General features: G+C 64.1%; 26 protein-coding genes. 7 read left to right on the top strand and 19 right to left on the bottom strand.

The window, feature by feature from the left end; all coding sequences use genetic code 11:
* Positions 1–9: 9 nt before the first annotated feature.
* Entirely contained in the window at positions 10–747 is a 738-nt protein-coding gene (locus ACH2DW_RS01900; protein ID WP_394928017.1) for a YbhB/YbcL family Raf kinase inhibitor-like protein, read from the bottom strand.
* A 58-nt stretch (positions 748–805) separates the two neighbouring features.
* Between ACH2DW_RS01900 and ACH2DW_RS01895 the strand changes: the two genes are divergently transcribed.
* Complete coding sequence (locus ACH2DW_RS01895) at positions 806–1,714, top strand: PIG-L family deacetylase (RefSeq protein ID WP_394928016.1); 909 nt, start codon at positions 806–808, stop codon at positions 1,712–1,714.
* Entirely contained in the window at positions 1,711–1,947 is a 237-nt protein-coding gene (locus ACH2DW_RS01890) for a hypothetical protein (RefSeq protein ID WP_394928015.1), read from the top strand. The genes ACH2DW_RS01895 and ACH2DW_RS01890 overlap by 4 nt, the downstream gene beginning before the upstream one ends.
* A gap of 37 nt (positions 1,948–1,984) precedes the next feature.
* Here ACH2DW_RS01890 and ACH2DW_RS01885 read toward each other — a convergent pair whose 3' ends face one another.
* From ACH2DW_RS01885 to ACH2DW_RS01870, 4 genes are all read right to left on the bottom strand, one after another.
* The gene (locus ACH2DW_RS01885) at positions 1,985–2,818 is read right to left on the bottom strand and encodes a ChbG/HpnK family deacetylase (RefSeq protein WP_394928014.1); all 834 of its coding nucleotides are present in this window, start codon (positions 2,816–2,818) and stop codon (positions 1,985–1,987) included.
* 10 nt (positions 2,819–2,828) lie between these two features.
* A complete protein-coding gene (locus tag ACH2DW_RS01880; RefSeq protein ID WP_394928013.1) occupies positions 2,829–3,344 on the bottom strand; it encodes a thermonuclease family protein in 516 nt (171 codons plus the stop codon).
* 96 nt (positions 3,345–3,440) lie between these two features.
* The gene (locus ACH2DW_RS01875) at positions 3,441–4,619 is read right to left on the bottom strand and encodes a steroid 3-ketoacyl-CoA thiolase (protein ID WP_394928012.1); all 1,179 of its coding nucleotides are present in this window, start codon (positions 4,617–4,619) and stop codon (positions 3,441–3,443) included.
* A 61-nt stretch (positions 4,620–4,680) separates the two neighbouring features.
* Positions 4,681–5,187 (bottom strand): FABP family protein, encoded by a 507-nt coding sequence (locus ACH2DW_RS01870; protein ID WP_394928011.1) that lies wholly within the window; start codon positions 5,185–5,187, stop codon positions 4,681–4,683.
* Positions 5,188–5,247: 60 nt separating this feature from the next.
* Here ACH2DW_RS01870 and nudC point away from each other — a divergent pair, with 60 nt between their 5' ends.
* On the top strand, positions 5,248–6,066 hold the full coding sequence (gene nudC, locus ACH2DW_RS01865; RefSeq protein ID WP_394928010.1) for an NAD(+) diphosphatase: 819 nt from the start codon (positions 5,248–5,250) through the stop codon (positions 6,064–6,066).
* Positions 6,067–6,071: 5 nt separating this feature from the next.
* The gene (locus ACH2DW_RS01860; RefSeq protein WP_394928009.1) at positions 6,072–6,824 is read left to right on the top strand and encodes an SDR family oxidoreductase; all 753 of its coding nucleotides are present in this window, start codon (positions 6,072–6,074) and stop codon (positions 6,822–6,824) included.
* A gap of 46 nt (positions 6,825–6,870) precedes the next feature.
* On the opposite strand, the gene ACH2DW_RS01855 is transcribed toward ACH2DW_RS01860, so the two are convergent.
* Positions 6,871–7,176, bottom strand: a complete 306-nt coding sequence (locus ACH2DW_RS01855) for a hypothetical protein (RefSeq protein WP_394928008.1) — start codon at positions 7,174–7,176, stop codon at positions 6,871–6,873.
* 18 nt (positions 7,177–7,194) lie between these two features.
* Entirely contained in the window at positions 7,195–7,977 is a 783-nt protein-coding gene (locus tag ACH2DW_RS01850) for an SDR family oxidoreductase (RefSeq protein WP_394928007.1), read from the bottom strand.
* Between the two features lie 190 nt (positions 7,978–8,167).
* Between ACH2DW_RS01850 and ACH2DW_RS01845 the strand changes: the two genes are divergently transcribed.
* Positions 8,168–8,383: a hypothetical protein gene (locus ACH2DW_RS01845; protein WP_394928006.1), complete on the top strand. Its 216-nt coding sequence runs from the start codon at positions 8,168–8,170 to the stop codon at positions 8,381–8,383.
* A gap of 25 nt (positions 8,384–8,408) precedes the next feature.
* Here the strand turns inward: ACH2DW_RS01845 and ACH2DW_RS01840 are convergent, their stop codons facing one another.
* From ACH2DW_RS01840 to ACH2DW_RS01815, 6 genes are all read right to left on the bottom strand, one after another.
* On the bottom strand, positions 8,409–9,806 hold the full coding sequence (locus ACH2DW_RS01840; protein WP_394928005.1) for a wax ester/triacylglycerol synthase domain-containing protein: 1,398 nt from the start codon (positions 9,804–9,806) through the stop codon (positions 8,409–8,411).
* 61 nt (positions 9,807–9,867) lie between these two features.
* Entirely contained in the window at positions 9,868–10,458 is a 591-nt protein-coding gene (locus ACH2DW_RS01835) for a phosphatase PAP2 family protein (RefSeq protein ID WP_394928004.1), read from the bottom strand.
* Positions 10,455–11,333 (bottom strand): RecB family exonuclease, encoded by an 879-nt coding sequence (locus ACH2DW_RS01830; protein ID WP_394928003.1) that lies wholly within the window; start codon positions 11,331–11,333, stop codon positions 10,455–10,457. The genes ACH2DW_RS01835 and ACH2DW_RS01830 overlap by 4 nt, the downstream gene beginning before the upstream one ends.
* A gap of 112 nt (positions 11,334–11,445) precedes the next feature.
* Complete coding sequence (locus tag ACH2DW_RS01825; RefSeq protein ID WP_394928002.1) at positions 11,446–12,273, bottom strand: alpha/beta fold hydrolase; 828 nt, start codon at positions 12,271–12,273, stop codon at positions 11,446–11,448.
* 91 nt (positions 12,274–12,364) lie between these two features.
* On the bottom strand, positions 12,365–12,631 hold the full coding sequence (locus ACH2DW_RS01820) for a hypothetical protein (protein WP_394928001.1): 267 nt from the start codon (positions 12,629–12,631) through the stop codon (positions 12,365–12,367).
* A 12-nt stretch (positions 12,632–12,643) separates the two neighbouring features.
* Positions 12,644–13,540 carry an SDR family oxidoreductase gene (locus tag ACH2DW_RS01815; protein WP_394928000.1) on the bottom strand — a complete coding sequence of 299 codons (897 nt, stop codon included), beginning with the start codon at positions 13,538–13,540 and terminating at the stop codon, positions 12,644–12,646.
* 121 nt (positions 13,541–13,661) lie between these two features.
* On the opposite strand from ACH2DW_RS01815, the gene ACH2DW_RS01810 reads away from it, so the two are divergent.
* On the top strand, positions 13,662–14,201 hold the full coding sequence (locus ACH2DW_RS01810) for a hypothetical protein (protein ID WP_394927999.1): 540 nt from the start codon (positions 13,662–13,664) through the stop codon (positions 14,199–14,201).
* Positions 14,202–14,216: 15 nt separating this feature from the next.
* Here ACH2DW_RS01810 and ACH2DW_RS01805 read toward each other — a convergent pair whose 3' ends face one another.
* The 4 genes from ACH2DW_RS01805 to ACH2DW_RS01790 are packed head-to-tail and all read right to left on the bottom strand — an operon-like array spanning position 14,217 to position 19,861.
* The gene (locus ACH2DW_RS01805; protein WP_394927998.1) at positions 14,217–16,586 is read right to left on the bottom strand and encodes a glycoside hydrolase family 65 protein; all 2,370 of its coding nucleotides are present in this window, start codon (positions 16,584–16,586) and stop codon (positions 14,217–14,219) included.
* Positions 16,583–17,338, bottom strand: a complete 756-nt coding sequence (locus ACH2DW_RS01800; RefSeq protein ID WP_394927997.1) for an HAD family hydrolase — start codon at positions 17,336–17,338, stop codon at positions 16,583–16,585. The genes ACH2DW_RS01805 and ACH2DW_RS01800 overlap by 4 nt, the downstream gene beginning before the upstream one ends.
* 32 nt (positions 17,339–17,370) lie before the next feature.
* On the bottom strand, positions 17,371–19,029 hold the full coding sequence (locus ACH2DW_RS01795) for an AMP-binding protein (protein ID WP_394927996.1): 1,659 nt from the start codon (positions 19,027–19,029) through the stop codon (positions 17,371–17,373).
* A 19-nt stretch (positions 19,030–19,048) separates the two neighbouring features.
* The gene (locus ACH2DW_RS01790; protein WP_394927995.1) at positions 19,049–19,861 is read right to left on the bottom strand and encodes an LLM class flavin-dependent oxidoreductase; all 813 of its coding nucleotides are present in this window, start codon (positions 19,859–19,861) and stop codon (positions 19,049–19,051) included.
* 156 nt (positions 19,862–20,017) lie between these two features.
* Here ACH2DW_RS01790 and ACH2DW_RS01785 point away from each other — a divergent pair, with 156 nt between their 5' ends.
* A complete protein-coding gene (locus ACH2DW_RS01785) occupies positions 20,018–21,148 on the top strand; it encodes an acyl-CoA dehydrogenase family protein (protein WP_394927994.1) in 1,131 nt (376 codons plus the stop codon).
* Positions 21,149–21,293: 145 nt separating this feature from the next.
* Here ACH2DW_RS01785 and ACH2DW_RS01780 read toward each other — a convergent pair whose 3' ends face one another.
* Entirely contained in the window at positions 21,294–22,595 is a 1,302-nt protein-coding gene (locus tag ACH2DW_RS01780; RefSeq protein ID WP_394927993.1) for a DUF1501 domain-containing protein, read from the bottom strand.
* The gene (locus ACH2DW_RS01775; protein WP_394927992.1) at positions 22,592–23,848 is read right to left on the bottom strand and encodes a DUF1800 family protein; all 1,257 of its coding nucleotides are present in this window, start codon (positions 23,846–23,848) and stop codon (positions 22,592–22,594) included. Before ACH2DW_RS01775 ends, ACH2DW_RS01780 begins: the two co-directional genes overlap by 4 nt.
* Between the last annotated feature and the right edge of the window lie 20 nt (positions 23,849–23,868).

Raw genomic sequence — 23,868 nt, 5'->3', positions numbered from 1 at the left:
CGACCGTAGTCATTGTTCGAATGTTCCGGTCACGTCAGTCGACGCGATCGCAACGATCTGAACAAAATCCAGAAGATCGGCTGCTGGAGTGCCATCGGCAAGTTCGGTCTGCTGGTTGAGCGCAAAGATCGTGAGGCGATATGTATGTGCGGGGTCGCCAGGCGGTGGGCAGGGTCCGTCGTAGCCGACATTGCCGAAGAAATTGAGCCCTTCGATGGCACCGAGTGGCGTCGATCCCTCGGAGAGGGAGATGTCGGTTGGGCTGAGTCCGGCGAGCACCCAGTGGATGAACGGGGGTCCGTCATCGATCGATTCGTCCACGAAGGCGATGGCGAGCTCGACGGTGCCCTCAGGGACGGCGGTCCAACTGACCGCCGGTGACGCGTTGGCGCCGTCGCAAGTGTTGATCGAATCGATGGGGCTGCCGTCGGTCCAGGGGGCAACGATGCTGAACGGTCCTGACGGCGTGGGGAGCGGCCTGCTGCTGTCGAGAATCGGTGACTCGAGAGGAAGCGATGCGAGCGTGCCGACTCCGTCGAGCGGCAACTCCGTCACTGGTGGCACGGTCGCCGGGGCAATGGTGCCGGTCGGTTCCGGCAGGGTCTTGCCGTCACCGGTGTCGCATGCCCCCAACACGCTGAGCATCACGCCCAATCCGGCCGCGTACGCGAGTGCCCGGCTCCTGGGCCGTGTCTCTCGCCTTGCCGCCGGCAGCGCCTGGTGCCTGATCTTTTCTTGCCTGCTCACCAACGCTGCATCGTAGGCCACCAGCCCTCGCCTGCGGCAGCGCCGGTATCCTCCGCTTGTGGCTGATCGTCTGACGCTGTTGACCGTCCATGCACATCCGGACGACGAGGCGTCAAAAGGCGCGCCGACGCTCGCCAAGTACGGCGCCGACGGTGTCCACACGGTTCTCGTCTGTTGTACCGGTGGCGAAGAGGGCGATCTCCAGAACCCCTCCTTGCGCGAGGAAGGGCAACCGTTCCACGGTCTTGAGCCCGATGAGGAGCGCGCGCTTGTGGCCTCGATGCGGGCGCCGGAGCTGGCTGCCGCAGCAGCCGTCATCGGCTTCGACGAGGTCGAGATGCTTGGCTATCGCGACTCGGGCATGGCCGAGACACCGCCGAATGAGCATCCTGGCTGCTTCCACCAGGCTGACCTTGACGAAGCAGTTGGTCGTCTGGTTGCCATCGTCCGCCGGACGAAGTCGCAAGTCATTATCACCTATGGCGATGACCAGGCCGGTTACCCGCATCCCGACCATCTGCGCGTGCACGACATTTCGGTGTTGGCGTTCGATCGTGCCGGCGATCCGGACTGGTATCCCGAGCTTGGTGAGCCCTTCCAGCCTTCGAAGCTCTACTACTCGGTGTGGACCAAAGCGCGCATCGTTGCAGTGCATGAAGCCATGATCGAGCACACGGGTGCATCCCCGTTCTCTGAAGAATGGCTCGCTCGCGACGGTCAGGATCATCGGGTGACCAGCAAAATCGATTGCACCGATTTCCAGTGGGCCCGCACGGGTGCTTTACGGGCGCATGCGACGCAGGTCGACCCGAATGCCGGTTGGTGGTTCGGACTCACCGACGAGCAGTTGTCGATTGCCTACCCCTGGGAAGACTGGATCCTGGCTCGTTCGGTGGTCGGCCCCATCCCGGCTGACGACAGCGAGCGCGACCTGTTCGCCGGAGTGCGCGAGAGTGTGACTTCATGAGCGTGCGGTACATCGTTGTGGTTGCCAAGAAGGACGAGCGCGTCGACGGACCGGATGACGCCGAGATTGTCATCACCGTGTCGCTCGTCGACGCAGCCGCTGACGATTTCGACCCCACGGTCGCGTTCATGCGGGGCAAGCTGAAGGCAGTGGGCCACACCGGCCAGATCCTTGATCTGCTGAAGTCGGGCGACGCAGCCACGGCTCTCGCCACACTCGTCGCTACCGCGTAGCGTCGGCACCTCGGCCGACTCGGATCCCTCGGGGAAGTTACGCCCGCTGGGCAGCGCGGAGTTCTTTGAAACCGATCGTCACGGCGCCGGACGCGTCGAGGGCCGCGCGTAATGCATCACTGGTGGCGAGCTTGAGGTCGGCGACCCAGCCATCGGCTGCATCCCCGGCGAACGCTCGAACTTCGGGCGTGTCGATGGCCGGTTGGATGTGGATCTCGGTGACTCCTGGCTGCAGCGCAGCGATGGCATCGAAGACTCGATCTGAGCTGCCGGCGCGCCAGTCGTGGTCGAAGTGGTCGGGAAACACCACACCTTCATCGGCAGCGAGTTGGCGGAATGGGAATCCCGCGTGTTCGGCGGTGACGGTGGAGGGGAGGCGGATTGGCAACCGGTATTCGAAGGCCAACTCAAGGTAGACGTCGAAGAACTCGGGGCGCAGAGTGATAGCCGACAAATGCGGCGCGAGGTGCGTGACGTCGATGCCCCAGGCGAGAGCACGTTCGATCTGCGCTCGGAGTTCGCGGAGCACCTCGGTGTGGTCAGCATGTTCCCAGAGATCTTCGAGCGAACGCGGGAATCCACCTTCGCCGGAGAGCAGCGAGGGGGAGCTTGTGATCGGTCCCCAGCGATAGCAGCTGTGTTCGGCATTGAGGGTGAGGTGCACGCCGATGTCATCGCCCGGTGCGACGTTGTTCGCTGCGTGGCAGGCCCACGGTGCGGGCACCATGATCGAGGCGCAGGTGGCCGCGCCTTCCCGCATTGCCTGGAACACACCGACATTCGACGCGTGGCTTGCGCCGAGGTCGTCGCAGGAGAGGATGACGAGCTTCACGTCGGGGGCGTGTCCGAGCCGTTCGGCGAGAGTGGTCACGGAGTGGACGTTAACCGCTGCAGGCGGCCCAGAGACCGGCGTCGTCAGCTTCCGCAGCGCGGGCTGCGTCGGCGAAGAGTTCGGCGAAGGTGTCGTTGGGCGGGATCGAGAGCGGCTGGGCGAAGCCTTGGCGCATGATCTCGTAGTTGACGAAAATGCCGTCATCGGCTCGGTAGACGTAACCGAGGAGACGCCCGAAGTCGTCCCGGTTCACGACGTCTCGTTCGATGTAGACCGGTGTGCCAATCGGGAGAAGTTCTTGGGTGAAGGCCGTGGCCTCGGGCCCGAAGCACTCGATTGGGCTGTTGGGCTTCTTGGTTTCTGGCGTGTCGATGCCGATCAGCCGAACCCGCTCTTCGCGGCCGGTGATAATGACGTCGACGGTGTCGCCATCGATGACATCGTCGATGACGGCGTTCGCCTCGAGTTCTCCGGGGGCTGGCGCGGTCGTCGTGGTCCCGGTCGCGTCGAGGCCGTCACACGCGGCCAATGCACTGAGTGCAACGACGACGACCCACACCTTCACCCGGCATTGTCTACCCCGAACCGCTCGCCCATCCGTTTGCGTCGGGATTTTTGCGAACCGGGTCGCAGAAATCCCGACGCAAACGACGGTTGACGATCAGACTCGTTCGATGATGGTGCCGGTGCCGAGGCCGCCACCGCAGCACATGGAGATGAGGCCGTACCTCCCGCCTGTCCGTTCCAGCTCGTAGATCGCCTTGGTCAGCAAGAACGCCCCGGTCCCACCGAGCGGATGGCCCAGCGCGATGGCTCCACCGTTCGGATTTGTCTTGGCCAAATCAGCGCCAGTCTCTTTCGCCCAGGCGAGAACGACGGACGCGAATGCTTCGTTGATCTCGAACACATCGATGTCGTCGATCGAGAGTCCGGTGCGCTCGAGGAGACGTTGCGTCGCGTCGATCGGGCCGGTGAGCATCAACTCAGGGTCGGTACCGACGAGACAGGTGTCGACGATGCGGGCCTTCGGCGTGAGTCCGAGCGCGGCGGCCTTCTCTTCGGTCATCATCAAGATGGCCGCGGCGCCGTCGGAGATCTGGGACGCATTTCCTGCCGTGTGCACGCCATCAGGTCGACCGACCGGTTTGAGCGTTGCGAGCTTCTCGATCGAGGTCTCGCGGAGCCCTTCGTCGCGGCCAACGGTGTGGGTGTCGCCAGTCGGGTTGCCCTCTTCATCGACATCGGGGGCAACGACTTCGATGTACTGCCCGGCGAAGCGATCTTCTTCCCACGCCTGAATGGCCCGCTGTTGAGATGCAAGGCCGAACGCATCGGTGTCTTGGCGGGTGATCTCCCACTTGTCCGCGATGCGTTCGGCACCTTCGAACTGTGAGGTCATCTCGTACTGATCGAAGTACGGCGGCGGGATCGGGACGCCGAGGCCGAGCTTCTTCGAGCCGCTTGCGCCGATCGGCACGCGACTCATGGCCTCGACACCACAGGCCATCGCGACATCGACAACTCCGGAACCGACGAGCGATGCCGCGAGACCTGTGGCCTGTTGGCTCGAACCGCACTGGGTGTCAACGGTGGTCGCCGCGGTGGTCAGCGGGAGGCCAGCGCCAAGCCAGGCCGTGCGGGTGAGGTTGAATGCCTGCTCGCCTGCCTGGCTGACCACGCCGCCAACGACCTGCTCGACTTCGGCTGGGTCAATGCCTGTGCGCTCGATCAGTGCCTTCTGAACGAGACCGAGCGTCTCGCCCGGATGCAGAGTTGACAGGCCACCATTGCGCTTCCCGATGGGAGTACGGACGGCATCGACGATCACGACATTGGTCATGGCCCGATGGTAGGAAATCGTCTGCTCCGGGCTGCAGTTCGAGAGTCGAGTGTGACCGACGTCAGCCGACGCGGCGCAGAACTGCCGACAGGTGATGCTGAATCGGCAGTCCGACTGCGGCCATCCGCATCGTGTACCGCATCGTGTCGCCGGTGACCTCGAAGGTGCGCTCAGTCTGGGTGACCTCCTTGGCGGACGACGAGCCGGTGACCGTGGTCGAGCGAAGGTCGATCATGAACGTGTCGCTCCCGGGCATGTTGGGGGCCGCAAAGCCTTCGAGTATCTCTGTGACTCCGGTGGGATGGGCGAGCACGAGCTCAGCGAGGCCTCGCTCGGGAAACCGCCAGTAGCCGGATTCGGCATGGAGCGGCCGACCGTCATCGGTCGCACGCGTGCGCTGTTGGTAGGCGAGGAATGGCTTGCCCACATGATCGAAGGTGATGGACTCCGTGTACTCGAACGCCTCGATGGTCGGATACTCGCCACGGCCGGCTCCTTCCCAGGTTCCGAGGAGCATTGACACGTCGGCGAGATCGGTGTGGAGAACTGGTCCCGATGCGGCAGTCATGGTTGCGACGCTACGCCGCGCTGCGTGTTCGTGGTACGAATGCCGACGATGAGCTCGCGCATGGAACTGAATCTCGTGTCGATGAACACCGCAGCGCTGTACCAGCCGCTCAACGACGTGCCCGGTGGTTTCGTCGGCGAACGGCGGTTCGTGCATGTCATCGGCACCACTGTCTTCGTTGATGACCGAGCTGAGGATGAGGCCTGGCCACAGCACTTCATCGGCATCGTCGATGGCATCGGCTGGTGGGCGATCGATGTCCCCGATGCTGCGGGCGATCCGTCGTATGGAGCGGCAATGGATCTCTACCGATACTTCGGTGCAGCTTCGGAAGCGGAGTGGCTTGCAGCGGGACGAGCGGTACAGGTGGCCGAATGGGTCCGCACCCATCGGTTCTGTGGCCGGTGCGCGACGCCGACGGGACCTTCTGCCGGCGAGCGTGGGCTCATCTGCCCGGCGTGCGAACTCGTTGTCTATCCGCGCGTCGCGCCAGCGATGATCACCTTGATCACCCGGGGTGAACCGGGCCCCGATCAAGAGGCCTTGCTGGCTCGTGGCGTGCGCTTTCCGGTACCGATGTATTCATGCCTTGCCGGTTTCGTCGAGCCCGGCGAAGACCTCGAAGGGGCCGTCATCCGTGAGGTCAAAGAAGAAGTCGGGGTGGACGTCGACGATGTTCGATACGTCGGCAGCCAGCCGTGGCCCTTTCCGCACAGCCTGATGGTCGGCTTCCGCGTCAACTACACCGGCGGCGACATTGTGTGTGAGGAGTCCGAGATCATGGACGCCAATTGGTACCGCAAGGATGACCTGCCGATGATTCCACCGACAATGTCGATCGCCGGTCGGATCATCGAACAGTGGATCAACGAGGTTTGAACGCGGTGACTGATCTGAAGTCGCCTGGCGTGATCGTCGTCACCGGTGGAAGTCGCGGCATCGGTGCGGCAACGTGCCGGCTGGCTCATGCGGCCGGCTATCAGGTCGTCTTCAGTTACAACTCGAATGCTGACGCCGCCGCGGCGGTTGTTGCCGACTGTGATGGCGCTGCGATCGCAGTGCAGGCCGACGTGCGCCACGAAGCCGATGCGGCGAACCTCTTCGATGCGGCTGAGGAAGCGTTCGGACCCGCCACGGTCTTGGTCAATAATGCCGGCATTCTGCACGAGCAAGTGCGGTTCGACGAGATGAGCGTTGACCGATGGCGTGAAGTCTTCGACGTGAACGTGGTCGGTTCGTTTATCTGCGCCCGCGAGGCGGTGCGGCGAATGTCCACCCGTCATGGCGGAGCCGGCGGAGCGATCGTCAACGTGTCGTCGGCGGCGTCCTACCTCGGCAGCCCTGGCGAGTACATCGACTACGCCGCGACGAAGGCAGCGATTGACACGATGACCCTCGGCCTCGGCAAGGAAGTCGCGACCGAAGGAATCCGTGTCAACGCGGTGCGTCCCGGTGTGATCTACACCGACATTCACGCAAGCGGCGGTGAGCCCGGTCGGGTCGATCGGGTGGCGGGTGGAGTCCCGATGCAACGGGGTGGACAGGCTGAAGAAGTTGCCGATGCCATCCTGTGGCTTGCATCCGATGCGAGTTCTTACATCACGGCAACGACACTGAACGTCAGCGGCGGTCGCTGAAGCCCAGCTGGTCACCGGGAGAAATTCCCTGCTCAGCTGGATCGTCCTACTCGTCGAACAGCGTCGGAGCCACGGGGTCGGTGCCGAACATTTCGAGTTGTTCCCACGTGACGGCGACATCGCTGACGACCCGCCACCGCAAGCGGCCTTGCGACCCTGGGCGTCGGATCTCGACAACTTCGGCGCGCAGCGACCGAGCGGAGCCGTCTGGGTCACGGAGCAAGATGCTGCCGTCTGGTTCGATGCCAACGACTTTGCCGACCACCCACCGGCCCGTGTTGTTGCGTCGGAAGCGGATCGGCTCGTCGTGACGCAACCCGAGGCGGGCGAGGGCGGCAGGTGAGCGTTGCATAGTTGAGATGGGTGTGCGTCAGCCGCCCATGACCGAACGCTGCAACTTGCGCATACCGCCCAGCCAACGCTCGGGATTCTCAGCTTTCAACTGCATGTAGCCGGCAACCTCGGGGTGCGGAAGAACGAAGAACCCTTCGCGCTCGATGGTGTCGGCCACCTCGACAGCGACGTCGGCAGGCTCAAGGACGTCGCCCGCCGCCTTCACCACGTTGCCGCCAGGCAGCGCATCATCGCCCGCATGCAACATGGCGGTGTTGACTCCCTGTGGGCAGAGGCAGGTGACCTTGACACCGCGGTCGCCATACGTGATGGCCATGTATTCGGCAAACGCAACGGCGGCCCGCTTCGTGACGGTGTACGGCCCCGAGCCGATCTGGGCGAGCAGTCCCGCCGCCGACGCGGTGGAGCAGAAATACCCGTCGCCGCGTTCGAGCCAGTCGGGAAGGAGGTACTTGGCTGCCCAGCGGTGGGCGTGGACGTTCACATTCATCGCCAGTTCCCAATCGTCTTCTGGTGTTTCGACGACCCCTGCTCCCGTGCCCACCCCAGCGTTGGCGAAGAACAGGTCGATCTGCCCGAGTTCCACAATCGACTGCTCGACGAGCGCTCTGTTGCCAGCCTCGGTGCTGACGTCTGCGTCGAGGCCCACGGCACCATCAAGAGTGGCAGCGACGTCGCGAGCACCTCGGAGATCGGCCAACACGACATTGGCTCCACGTGCGTGGAACTCGCGGGCGAGTGCTTCGCCGATACCTCGTCCCGCACCGGTGACGACAACGTTCTTCCCCTGCAGTTCCATGGCAATGCATCGTAGGCGGATGACCGCTGACGGCCCTGTCTTGAGGTGTGTGTCACCGTCGCCCGCGGATCATCGCGGATCATCGCGGATCATCGCGGACCATCGCGGATTCGAGACGATCGTGTGACAGCTTTCTGAACTCAGAGGTGGTGCACGCACCCGCACTGATCGGCGGGTACCGTGTTGGTTAATGACTGATCAGCGCAACGCCAACGAAGCAGTGATCAACGAAGCACTCGGAGTCATCGACGGCGCACTCGCCAAGATGATGTCGCGTGAACTCGTGTCGACCGGCGAAGTCGCCGATCTCTTGCTTGACGTACGGAGCCTCCTCACCACCGAGGCCGAAGCCGCCGTCATGCCGGTGATCGAGACCATCGAACCGATCACCACCGAAGCGGTCTGACCCGAAAGGGGTCCACCTCGCCGGTTCAGCCGCCGAGGGCGGTGAAGGCCGCAATCGAGTCGGTCAGGCACGCTCGCAAGAGTTCAGGTTCGGTCACTGCCGCCGCGTCGGTGTTCAGGCCCATGTCGAGGTGTCCGTCGTAGCTGAGCAGCGTGAGGTTGAACGCAACGCCGCTGAGCGGGCCGATCGGGATGTTGTGTAACAGTCGTGCGCCGGCGACGTACAACGGAACAGGCGCGCCGCGCACGTTTGAGGTGGCGAAGTCAACGGTCTGGGACTGTTGCCGCGCCAGCCGAGTGATGAGCGAGGTCGGCATCGCTGATGCCAGTGCGGCGAGTGCGTCCAGGGAGGTGTTCGAGCTGTCCTCCATCGCGTGTGCTGTGGCGTCCTGGATGGCGTGGAACCGTTCCTCGATCGGCATTTCGCCGGTCGGGACGAGCAGCCGGACCAGTGAGAATGCGTTGGCACCCGACTCTTCGGTGCGAGTACTGATCGCCATCGAGGACCGAAGGAAATCGACCGGCGCATCGAGTGCTACGTGGTACCGGCTGGCTGCCTCGGTTGCAATGGTCATGAACGCGGTATTGAGCGTGCCGCCGAGGGCCGTGGCGGCTGCCTTTGTGTCGTCGAACGGTGCCGTGGCGCGTTCGATTCGGCGTCGGGCGGACCGATCGGTCCAGAGTGGCGAATGCGCGGCCTCGGTATCGCTGAGTTGCGAGACGATCCCGCGAAAGGTGTCGGCCGCAGCGTTGCTTGCATCAGGAAGTTGTCCCGGATCAGCAAGGAGTTCCTTGACCTGCTTCGCGACTTCGAGCGGGAACCGCAGACCGCTGGCGAGCACGTCGCGCACCGCGTCGGCGGCCCGTGTGTCGGCATCTCGAAGGTCTTCGCGTGCGCTATCGATCTCATCCGGATTGGGAGTGATCGGTTGCACGGCGTCGCGCTCGAAGTCGAGGTACTCGAGCGACAGTTGCACGCCGCTCTCGCCGTCGGCGATCGTGTGGTGGAGCTTCTGCACGATGGCGGCCCGGTTGCCCTTGAGGCCCTCGATGACGGTGAACTGCCAGAGCGGTCGAGAACGATCGAACGGGTCGGCGCAAATGAGGCTGGCGAGGTCGAACAGCTGTCGCTCGGTGCCCGGCTTGGGGAGTGCAATACGCCGGACGTGCATGTTGATGTCGAAGTCCGAGTCGTTGACCCAGGTCGGAGCGCCGATATTGCCCGGGGCGGTCTGGACCCGTTGTCGCAGTCGGGGCATCGCCAACGTGGCGCGCAGCAGGCGGGCGGTCAACAGTGCAAAGTCCGGTGCCCGGTCGAGCAGCGTGACCGTGCCGAACGTCGAAGAGAGTTGCGGGTCCTTCTCGAGGCGCCACATCAGACCCTCTGCGTCGCTCATCTTGGAGTCGTAGACGATGTCGCTCATCAGCGACCAGGGTAGAGGGCCGACGGCGACGGCGGAGCAGGATCGCCGGCGGCGTGGCGGGTCAGGCGGGAAGCAGCTGCCGGGCGATTCGACGCCCAGCGACGCCGAGCAGTGTGCCAACGACGAACCCACCGACCACGTCGGAGCCATGGTGGATGCGGACGTAGGCGCGGCTGACGCCGACGATGCTGGCAACGGTGTACCAGACGCTGCCGAGCCGTTTGCCGTCCCACGCGGTGAGCATCGTGGCGGCAAAGGCGGCGGCACTGGAGTGGCCGCTGGGGAACGACGACGTCATTGGCCGACGTACCTTGAGGCCGTCTTCGCCGTCGGCGGTCGGCCGTGTGCGCTTGAACAGTCGCTTGACGCCTTGGTTGACAATGAGACTCTCTGCGCCGATCAAGATCGCGAGGAGGAGCACCTGGTCACGCCGACCCTTGGCGAGACCCCGGCCCAGACTGATGGCATGCCAGATCATGCTGAATTCGCCGACATGGCTCGCGGTGGTGAACAGCTTGTCGGCGACGGGATTGCCACGGAGATGCTCGAGGAGCTCGTCGATTCGGCGATCGAAGGCATCGACGGCGGGACCGAAGGCGCCTTGGCCGGGAACCTCCAGGTCGTCGCTGATCGGTGAGAGAGGGTCGGTCATGGCGAAGTCACGCTGACCGGTTGCGGTGCGAGGAGTGCGTCGTAAGCGGCCCGCGCCTCGACTTCGGCCAGGTCAGGGTTGCCGCCGAACGCTGGGCACCACTGCTGAAAGGAGCACCAATTGCAGAGGTTGCTCTGATTGGGTCGGAAATCGCCTGTGGTGCACGCTCGCTCAACTGCTGACCAGACGGCCTTCGTTCGAGTAGTGATGAACTTGACCGACTGCGGGGAGGGAACCGTCTCGATTGTCTCGCCCGACTTGAGGTACATCAGTCGAATCTTCGACGGGATGACACCGAAAACCTGCTCGCAGAGGAATGCATAGAAATGGACGCCAGCCAGGCTCTTTTGCTCGAACCGGCCAGACGGAGCGCGTCCGGTCTTGTAGTCGGTGACCACCAAGCCGCCATGCTCGTCGAGTTCGAGCCGGTCGATGATGCCGCGCAACTGCAGGCTGCCGACATCGGCGGTCATCCAGAGCTCAAGTCCGATCTCGCGAACCGTGGTCGGGTCTTCCATCGCAAAGTACTTTTCGATCAGGGTCTCGCACTCGGAGCGGAACGAGGCTGCGGCCGCAGCATCGAGGCGGAGGCCGACGTAATCGGGGTGCGTCGAGTACTCGTCCAGCGCTGTGGCAAGGTCAATGGCAAGCGACGCTGGGGTGCGGTCGGTCGTCGGGCGAACGAAGAGCAGTTCGAGCGCGCGGTGCACGATGGTGCCTTTGGTGGTGGCAATACCGGGCGGTTCGGGCAGCTTCTGAATGGACGAGAAACGGAACTGCATCGGACATGACGTGAACGAACCGACGCGTGATGGCGACAGCGACATCGGCACGGTGTAGGCCGGTGGGTCGGCGTCAGCGGCAATCTCGGTCATGTTGGCAACCATACCGATGAGCGCTCACAGAGTCGGGGCGCCAGCGATCTCGGGACGGATTGCCGTGGATTGCTGGTCAGAATTCCCCGAGCTCGGCGCGAACAGTGCAACGTCAGACGGCGTCGCGGATCAGCTGGGCTGTTTCGCCCGGATCGATGAACGGGCTGAGGTGATTGCCGGCCGGGAGCTCGATGTACGAGCCGTTGGGCAGCCGATCGGCGACGCGTTGAGCGATGCCCGCCGGGCTGCGTTCGGTTTCGACCTTGCCGGAGACCACGACGATGCGGGTCTCGATCTCGGGAAGCCGCTCGAAAAGGTCATGCGTCGCGCCCATCTCGAAGGTGCGGGCTTCGTGTTCCGGTGCGCAGCGCAGCGTGACGCTTGAGTCCGTCGGCTCGAATCCGTACTCGACGTAGGCGCGCAGGATCTCCGGGTCGAAGAACTGCATGGGAGGTTTCGAGGCGTAGTTGTCGATTGCGGCCTCGAACGAGTCGAATGTGTCGCGCCGGTTCCGTGCGGCAGTGACCATTGGCGATGGGTCGTCGCCGGGGCGCCCCATCATCTGCGGAAAGATGATCGGCTCGAAGGCCACGATCACGTCGAACAACTCCGGATTGCGAAGTGCCGCCATCACGAGGCTGGCACCACCCATCGAGTGACCGAAGGCCACCAGGCCACCTTCCGGGGCAAGCGCCTCGGCAGCGACGGTGGCGTCGTCGCCGTAACAATCCCAGTCGACCTGCCAGTCGGTTGGGCGCGGCGTCTCGCCGTGCCCTCGATGGTCGAGTCCGAACGAGGTGAACTCGTTGCTCAGCCGCGTTGCGATGGGTTGGTAGCAGTGAGCGTGGAATCCGGTCGCATGGCTGAACAGCAGCCTGGGACCACTGCCTCCGAAGTCGTGGATTGCAACGTTGACACCATCAGAGGATTCGACCCGCACGGCGACATCATCGCTGGATGAGCCCCTCCTTCGCTAATCCTGTCCGTTTCCCGGCGACACGGCGGCGCAATGGGCCGGGTCTGCTCAGTCGCTACTCGTCGTTCTTGCGCTTGCGGGCGCGGCGCCACCAGCCGAGGACCAACCGGTCGAGCAGGATGCCCAGCCCGATGGCGATGGCGATGGCGGTCCAGATGCGGCTCGAGAAATCGAAGAAGAGGAACTTGATCTCGATCTGGTCGCGGTTCTGTGCGACGAACACCGCAGTAATGATGGCAACGACGATGGTGAGGACGAGAAACAGTCCGGGCCCGTTGCGGCCACCGCGAGATGGTTGGTCGTCGAAGTCAGAATCGCTCACGTCACCAGCATGTCAGTCCTTGAGGGCCTTGAGGAACATCGCGGTCTCCTCGGCAATGGCGGCGGGGACTTCGTAGCCGGTCTGATCCGTCACGGTGTCCCAGTTGTCGCGCAGGCTCTCGGGTGTGAGCTCGTTGCTCGTGTACCCCTGGCACTCGGCAATGAACACTTCAGCGACACGCCCGCCACCGACGGAGTACACGCGTCCGGTGGAATCACACGACTCGTGGCTCAGGTAGGTGACGAGTGGCGAGACCAATTCCGGCTGCAGCTTCTCGCCGAGCGGACCGAGCAGGTCTTCGGTCATGCGAGTGAAGGCGAGCGGTGCAATGGCGTTGGCCTTGACGTTGTACTTGGCGCCCTCGACGGCGAGCACGTTGGTGAAGCCGACGAGGCCCATCTTGGCAGCGCCGTAGTTGGCCTGCCCGAAGTTGCCGAAGATGCCGGCGGCCGACGAGGTGGACACGATGCGGCCGTAGCCCTGCTCGCGCATCAGCTTCCAAGCGGGGCCGGTGACGTTGAACGCACCGCGCAGGTGCACGTCGAGGACGGGGTCGACGAGGTCCGGTCCCATGTTGTGGAACGACTTGTCGCGCAAGATGCCGGCGTTGTTGATGACAATGTCGACCTTGCCGTACGCGTCGACGGCAGTCTTGACGATGCTCTCGCCGCCCTCTGGCGTGGCAACCGAGTCGGTGTTTGCGACGGCGTCGCCGCCCGCTGCGGTGATTTCGTCGACGACGAGCTGTGCGGCACCCTTGTCGCTGCCCGACCCGTCGACCGAGCCGCCGAGGTCGTTGACCACGATGAGTGCGCCGCGCGCCGCCATCATCAGCGCGTGCTGTTTGCCGAGACCGCCTCCGGCTCCGGTGATGATCGCTACTTTGCCGTCGAAACCAAGATCTGTCATGGGCGCTGATGTTACCGGCGGGTATCGAGGCACCGAAATTCACCGGACCTGACACCCGAATCGGCGTGTCAATAACCAGCGGCGTGACGGCAGGTGATGGAGATGTGGTCGAATGATGGCCATGAAGTCACAGAACCTCGCTCTGATCACCGGACTCACTGCTGTCCTGGCAAGCTGCTCCTTCTCGACGGGCACGACTCCTGAGCGGGCTGGAGAGGTGCTGATTGAGGGCGCACTTGGCGAGCAGGTCGGTTTGGTCTTCGTCGACGCCGACTGCGCTGCCCCCGCCGATCGTGAGGTCGGAACGCCCTTTTCGTGCACCGCAATGACGGAAGCTGGCGAGACGGTCACGTTTGAGGGGGTTGTCGACCCTGACGACTCGATCTTTGTCGCGGCCTCGAACGTCATCGTTGCAAATGAGATGTCCGTCGTCGAAACCGAGGCGGCTGGAGTGCTGGGCGAAAACATTGGCGTGGTCATCGACCCCTCCGATGTCGATTGCCCTGACGAGAGCACCGTGCTGGTCGACGATCGTCTGCGCTGTGAGATCTCCGACGCGGCGTCAGGTGATCGCTACGAGATGTTCCTCACTGCGGTCGGTTTTGAATTGCGTGAAGGGTTCACCCAGCGCTCGTACGAGGTCGGGGACCAACTGAACTGAGCCGGCGCGAGCAGCTCAGCGTTCAATGCGCAGCGGTTCGTCGGCAGTGACGACATGAATCCGGTCTTCGATTCCGACTGGCACCCCAAGGCCGTCAGCCAACGTCAGCGTGCACCCGTCGTGATCGAGCTCGACGCGGACGCGCGATCCGTGCCGAGTCAGATGGAACGTCACCGAATCCCAGACGGCGGGCAGCCGCGGCGCGAACTCCATACGGTCGCCGCGTTCGACCATTCCGGCGAAGCCGTACACAATTCCTGCCCACACTCCGCCTGCAGAGGCGATGTGGACACCGTCAGAGGTGTTTCCGTGCAGATCGCACAGATCGAGATAGAGGGCCTGGCGGAAGTAGTCGACAGCGAGATCTTCGTACCCGACGCCGGCGGCGACAATCGACTGCACGCATGCTGACAATGAGGAGTCGCCGGTGGTGATTGGGTCGTAGTAGTCGAAGTTGCGTCGCTTCTGTTCTTCGGAGAAGTGTTCGCCACGGAGGAACATCGCCAGCACGACGTCGGCCTGCTTCAAGACTTGATGCCGGTAGATCACCAGCGGGTGGTAGTTGAGTAACAGCGGGTACTTGTCGGCGGCGACTCCGTCCCAATCCCACGGTTCGAGGTCGAGGAACTCAGAGTCCTGAGGGTGGATCTCGAGGTCATTGTCGAATGGGATGTACATCGCGTCGGCCGCAGCGTCCCACTCGTCGAGCTCACCGATGTCGAGCCCCGTCGAGCGTTGGACATGCGCGAATTGTTCGGGGTTCCACTCGGCAAGGAATCGCACAGTTCGGGCGGCGTAGCGCAGGTTGAAACGCGCCATCACGTTCGTGTACGTGTTGTCGTTGACGACTGTCGTGTACTCGTCGGGCCCGGTCACGCGGTGAATGTGGAAGCTGTCTGAGCCGTTGGTCGCGTAGAAGCCGAGGTCGGCCCAGAGTCGCGCGGTCTCGATCAACATCTCGGCTCCCTCGTGCGCGAGGAACTCGACGTCGCCGGTCGCGTCGAGGTACCGGCGGAGCGCGAAGACGACGGCGGCGTTGATGTGATACTGCGCCGTGCCGGCTGCATAGTAGGCCGACGCTTCTTCACCGTTGATCGTCCGCCAGGGGTACAGGGCGCCGCGTTCGCTGAGCATCGAAGCGCGTTGGCGGGCAGCATCGAGCATCTTCCAACGGAAACGCATCACCTTGCGCGCAGCCTCGGGATTGTTGTACGCAAGGAACGGGGCGACGTACACCTCGGTATCCCAGAAGTAATGGCCGTCATAGCCTCCCGCAGTGACGGCCTTCGCGGCGATTCCCTGTTCGTGTGTGCGCGCCGATGCCTGGGCGAGCTGGAAGAGGTTCCAGCGGAGTGCCTGCTGATCGCCGTCGTTACCCCGCAACTCGATGTCGGACGCTGCCCAATAGTCACCGAGCCACTGGCCTTGTTCGGCGACGAGACGCGCGCCGCCCTCGTCGGCGGCTCGGCGCAATGTGCGCGCACACCGATCGGCGAGTTCCTCTGGTGGGACCCCGCGAGAGGTGTGGTACGAGACGAACTTGGTGATCGTCACCGTTTCTCCTGCATCAGGATGCGCAGTGATCACCGATTTCGCGATGTCGTCCTCGAGTGTCGTTTCGATCCGCGTTTCGCACGCCGCGTCTACGTGGTTCCAATAGCCGCATGCCAGGGTCATGCCACTGTTGCGGCAGCGGTAGCCGAGCACGACGCTGCCCTCTTCGCGTTGCTGCAGCCGCGGCTCGAGCACACGCTCGGTGAACTTGCTCGCCTTGCGAGGATCCTTGCCCTCACCCAGTGCTGCGGAGCGAACGTGGTATTCGTCCTCACCATCCTGGCGATTGAGGAGCTGCGACGATACGACGATGGGGGCGGGCGCGTCGAGTGGCGTGATTTCGATCGTCATCATTGCGAGATGGCGATGGACGAGGCTGACGAGGCGAGTCGACGACACCTTCACCCGATTGCCGGACGGCGTACGCCACAGCAGATCGCGTCGCAAGACGCCCGCGCGAAAGTCGATCGACCGCTCGTACTCCGTGAGATCTGCGGTCCCGAGTAGCAGCGGCTCGTCATCGACGTACAGCTTCATCAACTTGCCGTCGGGGACGTTGACGATGGTTTGGCCTGTCGTGGCAAACCCGTAGGCCTCCTCGGCGTGTTTGATCTCCCAGGTTTCGTGGAATCCGTTGAGGAACGTGCCGTGGCTGTGCGCGTTGCGACCTTCTTCGGGGTTGGCGCGCATCCCGAGGTAGCCGTTGCCGAGTGCGAACAATGACTCGGTGACCCCGAGGTCGTTGTCGTCGTATTCGGTCTCGACAAGCCGCCACCGATCGACGGGGAAGCGATGCTGGGGGAGCCCGGTTGGCGTAGGACGGTGCTTCATCGTGCGGCTCCATGACTTACGGCGGCATCGTGATCGGCGGGGGGAAGGAGTTCGTCGAGGTCGTCGACGACGAACGTCGCGCCGCTGTTGAGGAGCGCGTCGACTCCTGCACCGCGATCGACACCGATGACTACCGCGAAGTGGCCTGCCTTTCCGGCAGCGACTCCCGACGTGGCGTCTTCGATCACGACAGTGCGTGCCGGTTGAACGCCAAGGCGTTCGGCACCCAGCCGATATCCGTCAGGCGCCGGCTTGCCAGCCAGACCCTCGGCGGCAGCGACGATGCCATCGACAACCACATCGAATCGGTCACTCAGGCCAGCGGCAGCGAGCACGGGCACGGCGTTCTTCGATGACGACACAATGGCACTCGGAACGTCCGCTTCGGCGAGCAGGTCGAGCGTGGCCTGAGAGCCGGGGTAAGCGGCGATGCCGTCGCGCTCGAGGATCACGTTGAACAGTTCGTTTTTCCTGTTGCCCATCGCGCAGACACTGTCGTCGCCGGGCGCATCGTCGGCTGTGCCTTCGGCAAGAGTGACGCCACGTGACGCGAGGAAGTCACGGACTCCGTCATAGCGGGGCTTGCCGTCAACGTGGTGCAGGTAGTCGGCCTGCGTGAAGTCGTAGGCGGCGAAGAGTTCGCCCCATGCGTGCTCATGAATCTCAGCGGTCGGCGTGATCACTCCGTCGAGGTCAAACAGCACACCTGCGTAGTCGGTCCACGTGAAGTTGGACGCCGTCACTCGATCCATTCGGTGAGGCTATGCGCGACCGGCCGCCTGCGTCATGGTGTCTGCTCAGCTGCGCGATCGGTGGCGATGCGCTTGAGGTCCTTGTAGTCGAGTTTGCCGTTGGCTGCGCGGCTGACTGAGTCGATCGTGAAGACCGCTTTTGGTGCCTTATAGGCGGCGAGATGGGCCTTGACATGGTTGCGGAGTTCAGTTGCATCAATCGTTGCGTGAGCGTGCGGCTCGACGAGGGCGTTGATTGCCTCGCCCCACTTGTCGTCGGGAAGCCCAACCACGGCTGCGTCGGCCACTGACGGGTGCAGCTTCAAGCACTCCTCGACTTCTTCGGGGTACACCTTCTCGCCGCCGGTGTTGATGCATTGACTGCCGCGGCCGAGCAACGTGACGGTGCCGTCGGCTTCAACGGTCGCATAGTCGCCTGGAATCGAGTATCGGTCGCCATCGATCGTCACGAAGGTCTGCGCCGATTTGGCATCGTCCTTGTAGTAGCCGACCGGCGTGCGCCCGCGCTGCGCGACGCGGCCAAGTTCGCCGGAGCCGGGCACGACGTCCGTTCCCTCGTCGGTGATCACGCGCGTGTTTGGACCGAGTTCAAACTTCGCCGTCTTCCCGCCCGATTCGGAGGTGGTCGTGTTCGTCGCCATGCCGATCGCCTCGCTCGAGCCCAGCGCATCGACCATGATCAGCCGGTCGTTGTGGCGGAGCAGACCGTCCTTGCTTTCCTTGGACCACATCACGCCGGACGACACGATGACTCTGAGCGACGAGATGTCCCATCGGTCGGGTTCGGCGTCAAGTGCGCGCAGGATCGGTTTCGCGAAGGCATCGCCGACGATTGACGTCGAGTTGACGCCGTATTGCTGCACGGTGTCGAGGAACTCAGCAGGGTCGAAGTGGCGGCCGGTCATCGTCGTGATGCTGCCGCCGACCATCAGATTGCTGATCGCGTTGAAGAGCCCGGTGCCGTGCATGAGCGGCGCTCCCGGCATATTGCGAGGGCCTGGCCGACTCACCCGCTCCTCGATGGCATTGAGGTCCTGTTCCGGCGGCATGCGCTTGCGGTTGTTGGCATCCAGTACACCGAAGAGGTCGTCCTGGCGCCACATCACGCCCTTTGGCATCCCCGTGGTCCCGCCGGTGTACAAGAGCATGAGGTGGTCGCCCGAACGGCCCCACGGCCCGGCGACGTTGACCTCAGTACCCGATGCTGCCGCAGTCTCGTACGGCGTTGCCCACTCAGGGCAGTGCCCGGAGGCGTCGTCAACCCACAGCCAGGTGGAGATTCGAGGTACTCGGTGGCGAATCGCCTCGATCTGGTCGACGAAGGCGCCGTGGAACACGACCGCAGTGACGTCTCCGTTGTCCCAGAGGTAGACGAGTTCGTCCGCTGCATATCGGTAGTTGGTGTTGACTGTGGCGAAGCCGGCCTTGAACGCAGCGAACGTCGACTCCAGGTACTCCGGACAGTTGTAGAGGTACTGCGCGATCTTGTCCTGCTCGGCGACGTTGGGAGTGTCGAGCAGCGCCTGGGCGACGCCGTTGGCGCGGCGGTTCATTTCCGCCCATGAAATCTGTCGATCGCTCTGCTGTTGGGCGAGTGCGTCGCCGAGTTGACCGGCAATGACCTCCCAGAGGTCGGCGAAGTTCCAGCCTCTCGCGCTGTCGGGTGCGGTCGCGTCTATGGGTTCGCTCACGTCGAGCGACGGTAACCACCTATGACGGGGGTCCCTGCATCAGACGGTCGTAGGCGGCAGCCACCGGCGAGTGTTCAGACATCGCGCCCCACATCGACTCGATCCACCAGGTGGCACCGGCATCCCGGTAGGCGCTCGGGGAGTGGTCGGTCCACTGGCCTTCCACCACGATGTCGAAGCTGTCAGAGGTGTCTGGGTGCTCGGCGATCTCAGCTCGAAGCGCGGCCACCTCGTCGAGGTGCGGCTGGCGGACTCCACCCTCGGCGTCGGGATCCATGACCTGCGGAATGATGCCGTCCCAGCGAAGTGCCCGACGCATCGACTTGTTGCGGCCGAGTGCGCCGACACACCAGATCGGCACCCTGGGTTGCTGCACGGTGTTGCCGAGAGTCGGGAACTCTGTGGACTGGACGGTGTAGTGCGTGCCGCTGTATTCGAATGGTTGGCCCGCCCACAGGCCGCACATGATGTCGAGACACTCGTCCATCAACTCGGCGCGGACCTTCCGGTCGCATTCTTCACCGAAGGTCTCGAAGCCCGAGTTTGTCGCGCCGAGCCCGACTGACAACGTCACGCGTCCGGCCGACACTCGATCGACGGTGGCGACTTGGCTGGCCAGCTCCCAGGGACGTCGGCGAGATGGCGGCGTGAGCATGGTGCCCAGTCGGATCTTGGAAGTGCGAACCGCGGCCAGTCCGAGCGAGACCCAGGCGTCGACGCCCCAGACCGGCTCCCAGACAAAGAGGCCATCCCAACCGGCCTCCTCGGCCGCGGCCGCGAGATCTCCGACGTCGGTTGCGTCGCCCCATGGCACCACGAATCCGAACTTCATGATCGAACCTCCTTGTGTCGACGTTACGTCGTTTGAAGGCGGTGTGCCGGAAAAGATGGAACTGCTGGAGGCCATCCTCGCGACGTCCGCCCCTGACTCGGAGCGACGTCGCGTTCAGGATCAGACGCGCCAGGGTGTTTTGCGTACAGTTCAGTCATGGCCACCCTCGTCGAGCGAGCACACGAACTTCGCCCATTGATCGAGGAGCAGGCAGCGGCCGCTGAGCAGGAGCGCCGGCTTGCCGTTCCAGTTGTTGGCGCCCTGACCGACGCCGGGCTGATGAGCATGTGCACGCCGGCCGCGTACGGAGGTGCCGAGACCGACCCGGTGACGTTGATCGAGGCAATCGAGGCCGTGGCGATCGGTGATGGAGCTGCGGGGTGGTGTTCGATGATTGCATCGACGACGTCTTCGATGGCTGCGTTCCTGCCGGCGGAGACTGCCCAGACGATCTACGGCGACCCGCAGATCGTCACCGGCGGCGTGTTCGCTCCGAATGGCGTCGGTGCAGCAATCGAGCGAAACGGTGTCACTGGCTTCGCCGTGACCGGTCAGTGGGCGTGGGGAAGCGGGACGCAGCACTGCCAATGGGTGTTGGGAGGAGCGCGTTGCGACGACGGTACGTTCCGGCTGTGCTGGTTCCCGCAAGATGACGTCGACTTCCACGACACCTGGCACACCGGTGGCATGCGTGGGTCAGGGTCGCTCGACTATTCCGTGAGCGACGCGTTCGCTCCGGCGAGTTACACGATGCAACCTGGCGTCACTCCTCCAGTCGTCGACACACCGCTGTCTCGTTTCCCGAACTTCACATTGCTTGCAGCCGGGGTCAGCGCCGTTGGACTCGGAGTGGGTCGACACGCACTTGATGAGCTGAACGACCTTGCCCAGGGAAAGAGGCCGCAGTACTCGTCGCGTACGCTGGCGCAGAACTCGTTCACTCAGATCGAGCTGGCCCGTGCCGAGGCCAAGCTGCGCTCGGCCAGGGCCTTCCTGCTCGACGAACTGGACGGTGCGTGGGCAACGATCGCTGAGGGTGCGGCAGTGACGATCGAACAGCGGACCTCGATCCGGCTTGCGGCGACGCACGCAGCCACAGTCGGTGCAACGGTCGCCGATGCGGCGTTCACGCTGGCCGGTGGTACCGCCGTGTACGACACGAGCGTGCTCGGGCGTTGTCTGCGCGATGCCCACGTGGTGACCCAACACATTCAGACCGCGCCGAAGCTGAACGAGAAAATCGGGCAGCTGTTGCTCGGTCAGGACACCGACATCTCCATGTTCTGACTGTCCCTGCTGCGCAGGGATGCCGACTTCGTCGGTTCCGGCAGCTGCGTTGCTGGTCAGACGTCTTCGGGCTGCCGTCCGAACTCGCTTCGCTCGGATGGCTGGCTCGGCGCTGGGGTCTGGCCGTCCGAACTGGTTTCACGCATCACGCGATGATCGGCACATCGTCGTGTCGTTGGCCGATGATCTGCTCCACATCGGCGCCAAGCCAGTCGAGGCAGGCGGTCATCAGTACTCGTGGATCGATTTGTGGGCGGAGGTCGCCATCGAGGAGGTCGGCGGTATCGAGGGCACCGGAGAGGCCGGGCACAATCGAGTTGCCCATCACGAATGACACGCCGGCCGCACCATGGTCGCAACCGTTGCTCGCGTTCTCGGCGACGCGTCGACCGAATTCGCTGGTGGTCGCGACCAGCACGCAGTCGGCGGCTCCGACCTCGTCGAGTGTCGCCCAGAACTGCGTTAACCCCTGCGCAAGGTCACTGAGGAGATCTGCATGTTGGGCCAGCTGATCGCTGTGCGTGTCGAATCCGTTCACCGAGATCGAGACGACACGAGTCCCAATGTCGCCGAGAATCATCTCGGCCGCCACGGCCAGACCGGTGGTGAACGCTCCCAGGGCTGGACCCAGATCGCCTGGCTCGCGTTCGGGGACGCGGGACCGAACCGCGTCGGCGATGGCATCGAACTCCTCGGTCGCTCCGACGGAGTCGACGAACGCCCGTCGCGCCGCCGCAAGCATCGGGTCGTTGGAACCGTGCGAGCTGTCAGCGGGACTGTCACCCAGCGCCCTCATCGACCCGTTGCTGAGCAGCGTCGGGAAGGCGAAGGCATCGACGCCATCGATCACCGTGCCCGGCGCCTTCGCTCCGAGCAAGACGTCGCCGCTGCCGCCGAGCGCGGTCGCTCCGAGGGAGGGGAGTTCGTCTGGCAGCGTGTCGATCCATCGACCGAGCCAGCCGAGTCCGTCGTCCATCCGATCGGCTCGGGCCCATCGGTCGAGCGACACGAAGTGAGAGCGGTCCGGGTCCTCGAAGCCGATCCCCGCAAGCGTGGCCAGCCGACCGGCATCGGCGAGATCGAGCAGCGGGGCCAGCGACGGATGAAGACCGTGCGGGCCGAAGTGCTCGCTCATCACCAGGTCGGTTTCGGGCAGAGCGATGGTCGGGCGGAGGTCACGGTAGGCGCCGGTCAGTGGGGGCAGTGTGTTGACCGCGTCGTTGCCGCCCCGCAGTTCGACGAGCACCAGCACGTTGTTGCCGAACGGGGCTGGCTCGGTCGACGACACGGAGGTGACGACTCCTGGCACGGTCGATGTCGTCGTTGGCGATGTGCCGGCGGTGGTCGGGGAGGGAACGACGATGTCGGCCTCGCGAGCAGCGGTGCATCCGGTCGCGAGGACGCCACCGGTGAGGGCAAGGAATCGGCGTCGGGAAATGGTGATCATGCGAGCAAGTTCTCCGGGCTGACGAGCGCGATGGCGAGTCGCGCCGCTGGGTCGGTTGTCGATCGGATGGCCGACATCGTCGATGTGGTGAACGAGTCGCCGAGACCGAGGTGCTGTGCAGCGAGGTCGAAGTCCTCGTCACTCATGGCGATGGCAAGGGGTTCGCTCTGATCGGTCGTTTCGGCGATCGTCGCGGCGAGTCGAGTCCGAGCGACGACGGCGCTCGATGTGAGCCACTCGATGCCCGCGGGCCACCCCGCAACGCCAGGAGGCAGCAGCGGAACCTGGCCCATGTCGCGGAATGCCCCGCTGCTGCCGCGCTGAAGAGCGCGCAGACCGACACCCGTCGCCCGCGCGCAGATCATCAACCAAGGAATCGGAGCCAACACCATTGAGCCCATTTCGTGCGGCCCGCCGAGGTCTTCGAGACCGAGTTCGAGCGCTCGCACGATCACCGGGTCCAGTCGTTGGTCGCCATCGAGGTACGCCGAACGGAGGGCCTCGATGACGTCGGATGCGGCCGAACCGGTCAGCTCTCCGAGGTACTCGCGCATGATCCGAGTCGCAACGAACGTTGCGTGGCGCTCATGGTCGACGACCGCGCCGATGACCGAGTCGACATCGTCGACGCCGGCGACACCGAGCAGGGTCTGCGGTGTGGCGTCGTGGCGTCGTAGAACGAACTGGGCAAGATTGTCTTCGCGGCGCACAATCCAGCCGGTCAGCGCTCGTGCAGCGGATTGCACGTCGTCCTCGTTGTAGTGCCCCACGCCGAGTGCGAACAGTTCGAGGAGTTCACGCCCGTAGTTCTCATTCGGAGCCTCGGCGGTGGATGTGCGGCCGTCGAGGTAGACGAGCATCGCCGGGTTGGTCGTGATGCTGCGGAGCAAGTCGGGAAATGAGTCGCCGCCGTGGTTCATGAACAACCGGATCTGCTCGACCATCAGCTCCGGGATCGTGACTTTGTCGATTGCGCTCACCAGCCAGCCGTGGAGTAGCAGTGTGCGGCGATCTTGGAATGGCTGTGTCGATCCGTGGAGCGCGCCGATCCAAGCGAGTACCGCTTCGGCACGCCCACCGTCCTGCGGGTCGAGTTCCAAGCCGGCCCACGGGTCTGCGAGCTCGGTGGGAGGAGCCGAGATCGCAGCGAGTTCCGCCGCGGCGCCGCGGGCGACGGCCGCGGCGAGGTCGTCGGGATGGAGGCCGAGACCGGCCCGTCGATGGAGCCATCCGACAGCTCGTTGTTGATTCATGCCTCGATGGTGAACGAGCG

The sequence above is a fragment of the uncultured Ilumatobacter sp. genome (assembly GCF_963980585.1).
Taxonomy (GTDB): domain Bacteria; phylum Actinomycetota; class Acidimicrobiia; order Acidimicrobiales; family Ilumatobacteraceae; genus Ilumatobacter_A.
Note: the sequence above shows the minus strand (reverse complement) of the source record. Positions and strands in the feature narration are given on the sequence as shown.